General features: G+C 75.3%; 5 protein-coding genes. 2 read left to right on the top strand and 3 right to left on the bottom strand.

Annotated features, from left to right (window positions below):
• Positions 1 to 105 precede the first annotated feature (105 nt).
• Both purH and purN read right to left on the bottom strand, forming a co-directional pair.
• The gene (purH, locus tag ACFW9D_RS37405) at positions 106 to 1,704 is read right to left on the bottom strand and encodes a bifunctional phosphoribosylaminoimidazolecarboxamide formyltransferase/IMP cyclohydrolase (protein ID WP_384629855.1); all 1,599 of its coding nucleotides are present in this window, start codon (positions 1,702 to 1,704) and stop codon (positions 106 to 108) included.
• Positions 1,701 to 2,321, bottom strand: coding sequence for a phosphoribosylglycinamide formyltransferase (gene purN, locus ACFW9D_RS37400; RefSeq protein WP_188337295.1), 621 nt, complete (start codon positions 2,319 to 2,321; stop codon positions 1,701 to 1,703). Before purN ends, purH begins: the two co-directional genes overlap by 4 nt.
• 297 nt (positions 2,322 to 2,618) lie before the next feature.
• Between purN and ACFW9D_RS37395 the strand changes: the two genes are divergently transcribed.
• On the top strand, positions 2,619 to 3,368 hold the full coding sequence (locus tag ACFW9D_RS37395) for a hypothetical protein (RefSeq protein ID WP_384629853.1): 750 nt from the start codon (positions 2,619 to 2,621) through the stop codon (positions 3,366 to 3,368).
• 351 nt (positions 3,369 to 3,719) lie between these two features.
• On the opposite strand, the gene ACFW9D_RS37390 is transcribed toward ACFW9D_RS37395, so the two are convergent.
• Complete coding sequence (locus tag ACFW9D_RS37390; protein WP_384629857.1) at positions 3,720 to 5,360, bottom strand: DUF6350 family protein; 1,641 nt, start codon at positions 5,358 to 5,360, stop codon at positions 3,720 to 3,722.
• Between the two features lie 122 nt (positions 5,361 to 5,482).
• Between ACFW9D_RS37390 and ACFW9D_RS37385 the strand changes: the two genes are divergently transcribed.
• A complete protein-coding gene (locus tag ACFW9D_RS37385) occupies positions 5,483 to 6,712 on the top strand; it encodes a helix-turn-helix domain-containing protein (protein WP_384629851.1) in 1,230 nt (409 codons plus the stop codon).
• The last annotated feature ends 34 nt before the right edge of the window (positions 6,713 to 6,746 follow it).

Below are 6,746 nucleotides of genomic sequence, written 5' to 3'. Positions count from 1 at the left end.
CTGACCGCCGGGGTGGGCCGTGGGCCCGGCGGGGGGCGGGGGGGCTGTGGGGCGGGCCCGCGGGCCGGGCCGCGGGGGCCCCTCACCCGTTCACTACTCCGTGCGTCAGTGGAAGAAGTGGCGCGTACCCGTGAAGTACATCGTCACGCCCGCCTTCTTGGCGGCCTCGACGACCTGCTCGTCACGGATGGAACCGCCGGGCTGCACGATCGCCTTCACGCCGGCGTCGAACAGGATCTGCGGGCCGTCCGGGAACGGGAAGAACGCGTCCGAGGCGGCGTACGAGCCGCGCGCCCGCTCCTCGCCGGCCCGCTCGACGGCGAGCTTGCAGGAGTCGACGCGGTTGACCTGGCCCATGCCGACGCCGACCGAGGCGCCGTCCTTGGCGAGGAGGATCGCGTTGGACTTCACGGCGCGGCAGGCCTTCCACGCGAACGCCAGCTCGTCCAGCTCGCCCTGCGAGAGGGCGTCGCCGGTCGCGAGCGTCCAGGTGGCCGGGTTGTCGCCGTCGGCCTGGATGCGGTCGGCGACCTGGAGCAGCGCGCCGCCGTCGATCTGCTTCGTCTCGACGGTCGCGGACGGGCCGTTCGGGGCGCGCAGCACGCGGATGTTCTTCTTCTTGGTGAGGGCCTCGAGCGCGCCGTCCTCGTAGTCGGGCGCGACGATGACCTCGGTGAAGATGTCGGCGACCTGCTCCGCCATCTCCTTGGTGACCGGGCGGTTCACGGCGATGACGCCGCCGTAGGCCGAGACCGGGTCACAGGCGTGGGCCTTGCGGTGGGCCTCCGCCACGTTCGACGCGACGGCGATGCCGCACGGGTTGGCGTGCTTGATGATCGCGACGCACGGGTCGGTGTGGTCGTACGCGGCACGGCGCGCGGCGTCCGTGTCCGTGAAGTTGTTGTACGACATCTCCTTGCCGTGCAGCTGCTCGGCCTCGGCCAGGCCGCCCGTGCCGTCCACGTAGAGGGCCGCGCCCTGGTGCGGGTTCTCGCCGTAGCGGAGCACGTTCTTGCGCTCGTACGTGGCGCCCAGGAAGTCGGGGAAGCCGGAGGAGTCCGCGGCGGCGCCCGCGGTGTAACCGCTATTGGCCTCGGTGTCGGCGAACCAGGAGGCGACGGCCACGTCGTACGCGGCGGTGTGCTGGAAGGCCTCGGCGGCGAGCCGCTTGCGGGTCGTGAGGTCGAAGCCGCCGTCCTTGGCCGCCGCGAGGACGTCCGCGTAACGGGCCGGGCTGGTGACGACCGCGACCGAGGGGTGGTTCTTGGCGGCGGCGCGGACCATGGAGGGGCCGCCGATGTCGATCTGCTCGACGCACTCGTCGGGGGTGGCGCCGGAGGCGACGGTCTCCCGGAACGGGTACAGGTTCACGACCACGAGGTCGAACGGCTGCACGCCCAGCTCGTCGAGCTGCTTGCGGTGGTCCTCCAGGCGCAGGTCGGCGAGGATGCCCGCGTGCACCTTGGGGTGCAGGGTCTTCACGCGCCCGTCGAGGCACTCGGGGAACCCGGTGAGCTCCTCGACCTTGGTGACCGGAACCCCGGCACCGGCGATCTTCGCGGCGGTCGAACCGGTGGAGACCAGCTCGACGCCCGCCTCGTGGAGCCCGCGCGCGAGGTCCTCCAGGCCGGTCTTGTCGTAGACGCTGACCAGGGCCCGGCGCAGGGGCCGCTTGTTGCTTCCGGCGGTGTTTTCCGCGGTCACGGGATGACTACCTTTCGTCCCTCGATGGTGAAGCCGTCACGGGCCAGACGCCCCACGACCTCCACGAGCAGCGTGCGCTCGACTTCCTTGATGCGCTCGTGCAGAGCGCTCTCGTCGTCCTCGTCCCGGACCTCGACCACGCCCTGGGCGATGATCGGGCCGGTGTCGACGCCGTCGTCGACGAAGTGGACGGTGCATCCGGTGACCTTGGCGCCGTACGCGAGGGCGTCGCGCACGCCGTGCGCACCGGGAAAACTGGGGAGCAGGGCGGGGTGCGTGTTCACGAACCGGCCGCCGAAGCGGGCGAGGAATTCCTTCCCCACGATCTTCATGAAGCCCGCGGAGACCACGAGGTCGGGCTCGTACGCGGCAGTCGCCTCGGCGAGGGCGCGGTCCCACTCGTCGCGCGAGGCGTGGTCCTGCACGCGGCAGACGAAGGTCGGCAGACCGGCGCGCTCGGCGCGCTCCAGGCCGGCGATGCCCGGGCGGTCGGCGCCGACGGCCACGATCTCGGCCCCGTACGCCTCCGCGCCCTGCGCCTCGATGGCGTCGAGCAGTGCCTGCAGATTCGTGCCTGATCCGGAGACCAGCACGACGAGGCGCTTGGCCTTGGCCACGACGGGGCCCTTTCTCGGGAACTGAGCGTCTTGCGACTTTGTACGGTCGTACGAAGGCTTCGGTGTCCCCGATACGGGGAACCCTACGAAGCGGCCGACCGCCAGCAACGATACCGGCACTCCGGACGGCCCCCGCGGGACGGGGGCCGGGGCGGGAGGTAGCGTCAGCGTTCAGGATGCGCCGGTGAAGACCGGCGCGGGACGGAACGCCGGGCGGTTGTGGGACGTTGACGTGACGAGCACACCGCCCGACCGACGTTCCACCTCGCCCACGACCTAGGGGAAGACGCACACCTGATGCCGGATCGAAGCCTTCGCCTCACGCTGCCCGCCGGCGCCGTCCTGTCGCGCGAAGGCCGACCCACGGAGAAGGAGCCGGAGGCGCCCGAGTCCTCGGGGTCCGGTTCCGGCGACGACAATCCCTTCGCGCCGCCGCCGGAGGGCACGCCCGACCGCCCCTGGCAGCCCCGCCGCCCGGAGGGCTCCGACGACTCCGAGGGCCAGGCGCCCTGGGGCGGCCAGTGGAGCGACCGCCAGCCCGGCCGCACCGGCGGCGGCCGCTTCGGCGAGCGCCCCGGCGGAGGCGGCGGCCAGGGCGGCCCCGACGGGCAGGGCCCCGGCCCGAGCGGCGGCATGCGCTGGGACCCCACGGACCCGGTCCAGCGCCGCGCGCGCTACGCCCTGCTGTCCGGCATGTGGGGCTTCTTCTTCGCCCTGTTCAGCTGGCCCTACGTGGCCCTGCTGCTCGGCGCGCTCGCCCTGTACTGGGGCATCAGCGCCCTGCGCGGCAAGGGCGGCGCCCCGGACCCGGACGCCCCGAAGCCGGCGCCTGCCGCACCGGAGTCCACCCGGCCGCAGACCACGGCGGCCGTGGGAGGCCTGGTGACGGGCGGCCTCGCGCTCGCCCTGGTCGCCGCGATGTTCAGCTTCAAGCTCGTGTACGCGGACTACTACGAGTGCCGGGCGGACGCCCTGACGAACGCGGCGGAGAAGTCCTGCGAACAGCAGCTCCCGGAGCAGCTCCGCCCCCTCCTGGGCGTCCGCTGACCCCTCCCCAACAACACGACCACCTTTTCAGGGACCGCCCGGAGCATCGGGCGGTCCCTGAGGCGTCGCGGGGGCGGACCCGCCCGGCTCCGAGGGGACGTCGGCGGGGGTGGCCGGGGTCGAGGCGACTCCCGTGACGCCTGCGCCGGGCAGGCGAGGTCGGGTTTCGCCGAGGGTCAGGGGCCTGCCCGTCTCGTTCTCCGGCTCCGCAGCCGCGACCTCGCCGGGCTCCGATGTGCCGCTGCCCGGGGTGACGGAACAGGCTCGCGGCGGCGCGTGCGCCCGCCTGCGCCGCAGCGCGCGCTCTCCGAATCCTTGCGGCCGGGCCGGCGGGGTGCGGGGCGCCGCGAGCTAGCGGGCCTGCTGGTCCTCGTCCGCCGGCTCCGCGGCTGCGGGCCCGCCCGGCTCCGAGGGGGCGTCGGCGGGGGTGGCCGGGGGCGTGGCAGGGGTCGCGGCTGCCTCTGTGGCAGCCGTCGGCTCTGGGGCCGTGGTCGGTTCTGTGGCAGCGGCGGGCTCCGGTCGGTCTGTTCCGGCCGGGGCCGGCGCGAGCGGGGCTGCCGGGACGGTCGTGCGGGCCGCGTCGAAGAACTCCCGGTCCTCCTGGTCCTGGCCGTGGAAGAAGTCGTAGGGCTCGAAGCCGGCGGAGGCTTCCTTTGCCGCGCGGGCGGACTCCTTGGCCTCGGCCGCGGCACCGCGGCGGTCCTTCCAGCCCGTGGCCCAGGCCGACAGGCGCGGGCGGACCGAGGACTCGCGGGCGCGCCACCAGCAGATCCCGAGCGCCACCGGCAGCCCGGGCACCGCGATCCACGCCACCGCCGCCGCCCCGGTCAGCCAGCCGACGGGGCCGAACGCGGACAGGGCGTGCACGCCGAGCGCCCCGCCCGAGGCCACGGCGAGCCCGGCGAGGGCAGCCCCGCACAGGACCGCCGCCGTGCCGACCGCGCCCGCGACCCGCCGCAGCGGCCAGTCCTCGTCCGCGCCGCGCACCACGAACCGGGCCACGGTCAGCGCCGCCACCACCGGCACCGCGCCGACGGCCCAGGTCAGCGGCGTCCCCGTGGCCCGCGACGGCACCGCCTCGAGGAGGGGGAACGCGGGCAGGAGCGGCCCCGCGGCGCCGCCGAGCGGGCCGACCTGGTGCTCCGTACCGAGCAGGAAGCCGGGGCCGAGCGCGTAGGCGGCGCCCCAGATCATCGCGTTCGGCAGCAGGGCGAGGCACAGCAGGAGCACGGCGAAGCGGCCGGACCAGGCGGCCGTGAGCTGGAGGAGCGAGTCACGGACCGCTCCCCCGTGCCAGACCAGGCCCGCGCCGAGCACCAGCGCTCCCCCGGCGAGCAGCACCGCGGTTCCGGCGGCCGCCGCCCGCGCCCCGACGGGCAGCACCTCGTGGACGAAGGCGGACGGCAGCCGGTCCACGTGCCGGGCGAGCCGCGCGGGCAGCGGGCCGCGCGGGCGGCCGTGCGCGGTCCAGACTCCGGCGCCCGCCGCCAGAACGGTGACGGCCACCAGGTGGAACGCGCAGCTCGGCCAGGAGGGGCGCAGCTCGCCCCCGGAGGCGTAGACCGCGGCGCCGGCGCCGGCCAGCAGATAGCCGAGCGTGACCCCGGCCCAGACCGCGCCGGCCTGCGGCAGGGGCCGTCCGTCGGTGCCCTCGGCGGCGTCCCGTGCCGCCCGGTGCAGGAGCCACACGGGCAGGGCGAGCAGCAGCAGCGGGCTGAGGCCCATGGGCGCGGGCACCCCGGACAGCGTGTCCGTGCGGACCAGCTCCGCGCCGTGGGCGAGCAGCCACAGCGCGGCGGCGGTGCGCAGGGCGCCGTCGGGCCCGCTGTCCGGGTACGGGGAGCTGATCCAGAGCACGGTGACGAGCACCGCGCAGCCGCCGAGCCCGAGCCCGGCCGCGACGACTCCGCCGAACGCCCCGGCGGCGGGCCCCGGTGATCGTTCCCGCACTCGGGTGAGGAGCAGGGGCAACGAGGTTCCACGGCCGGTCATCTGGGTCACCGGGCCATGCTCCCAACGACACGCGCTTTCACGGCGTAACAGGCGAAGTACGGATGTGTCGCTCAAGATACGTTTATGTACTTTTTCCCGCGAAAGGGTGTGTGGAGTTCACCATGACGCAGGGCGCTGCCACCCCACTCCCGACACCGAAGGAGCGCCGCAGGCTCCGCGAGTCGCGGTCGCTGACCCAGGCTCAGGTCGCCACGAAGGTCGGCGTGACACGTGAGACGGTCCGCTCCTGGGAGTCGGGCCGCACCACCCCGCGCGGCCGGAAGGCGGAGGCGTACGCACGCCTCCTCTCCCAACTCGCCGAACCCGCCGAATCCGCCGAACCCGCCGAACCGGCCGAACTCGCTGAATCCACCGCCCCGGTCGAGCCCTCCGGCCCCGCCGGGACCACCGGACCCACCGAGCCCGCCGAGCCCGAACTCGTGGGCGCCGGCGCCCCGGCGCGCACCCCCGCGCGCAAGAACCGCCGGGCCCCCTCCCCCGCCCGCCCGGCCCGCCGCAGGACCCCGCGGCGCGAGCCCGCGCCGTCCGAACGCCCCGGCACCCCGCCCGAGGCCTTCGACGCCCTGTACGCCCACTGCGCGCCGTATCTCGTGCGCCAGACCTACCTCCTGACGGGCCGTCGCGCGCTGGCCCGCGAGTCCGTGGAGCGGGCGTTCCAGCTGGCCTGGGAGCGCTGGCCCGAGGTGGCCGTCGACCCGGACCCGGCGGGCTGGGTGCGGGCCGCGGCGTACGAGTACGCGATGTCGCCCTGGCACCGGCTGCGCCGCGCCCACCGCGTCCCGGAGGCGCCGCCCGCCGACCCGGAGGACCGCAAGCTGCTGGACGCGCTGCTCAGCCTGCCCCCCGCGTACCGGCGCACGCTGCTGCTCTACGACGGCGTCGGCCTGAACCTGCCGGAGACCGCGGCCGAGACGGAGGCCAGCACCCCGGCCGCCGCCAACCGGGTGCTGCACGCCCGCGAAGCCGTCGCCGAGCAGCTGCCCGGCCTCGCCGTGCCCGAGCAGCTGCACCAGCGGCTGACCGAGCTGGCGGGCTCGGAGAAGCTGGACGCGCCCCGGTCGACGACGGTGCGCAGCGGCGGCGAGAAGCGCACCCGGTTCTGGACCCGGGCCGCGATCGCCGTGACGGTGCTGATCGTCGGCGCGACGGCGCTCACCGTGCGGGTGGCGCCGACGAAGTACGAGCCGGTGCCCGCGCCGGGCGCCCCCATCAGCGGCGTACCGCCCCTGACCGGGCCGCAGCACATGACGGAGCACGACCGGAAGCTGCGGCAGCGGCTGCGGGCCGAGCTGAGCGGCGGCCCGCAGCGCCTGGCGCCCGTCGCGGAGTGAGACGTCACCGGGGCCGCCCCCCGGGGCGGCCCGG

It is taken from the genome of Streptomyces sp. NPDC059524 (assembly GCF_042749255.1).
Lineage (GTDB): Bacteria > Actinomycetota > Actinomycetes > Streptomycetales > Streptomycetaceae > Streptomyces > Streptomyces xanthii.
Note: the sequence above shows the minus strand (reverse complement) of the source record. Positions and strands in the feature narration are given on the sequence as shown.